Below are 521 nucleotides of genomic sequence, written 5' to 3' on the forward strand. Positions count from 1 at the left end.
TCAGTTACATTAAGCTCATAGTATCTGTTATCTGGAAGATCATCAGCCTTCAGGGTTAGTGTAGCATATGGAGTATTGCCCTGGAGAACACCATTTTTATCATACCAATCTCCTCCGGCGTTATTCCAAGAAATATCTTTATCCTTTTTATTCCAGCTAACATAATCAGGATTCCAAGAAACAGGTCTGTAAACTTCAATAACAGTATTATTTGGGCGTGTGCTGGAAGGATAATACCAGAAAAGGGACAGAGTTGCACTGTTTACCTCTGTGTTACTGGTGAATTCACTCAAGTTAAATGATATAACATCCCTATACCTTCCGACATTACTCAATCCTCCTACATCGATAAATAATGCATCCGAAAAGATGCCCTCAGGAGATGTTTCACGAAGACGGTTGTCTTTTGCGCCAGTAACAGTTGCGTTTATAGCTACCCTTTTAGTAATGTTGAGCTTTGGTGCCTGGCTCGTGTTTCCACAGTCAGCACTGTAGAAGGCGATATAGTTATCACTCTCATT

At 40.3% G+C, this 521-nt stretch carries 1 protein-coding gene; it reads right to left on the minus strand.

The genetic code is table 11. The features are described 5' to 3' along the window. A partial coding sequence (locus BP861_RS14230) for a disaggregatase related repeat-containing protein (RefSeq protein WP_292376643.1) occupies positions 1-521 on the minus strand: 521 nt, incomplete at both ends.

Origin of the sequence: Methanosarcina sp. UBA411 (genome assembly GCF_002495725.1) — an archaeon.
Lineage (GTDB): Archaea > Halobacteriota > Methanosarcinia > Methanosarcinales > Methanosarcinaceae > Methanosarcina.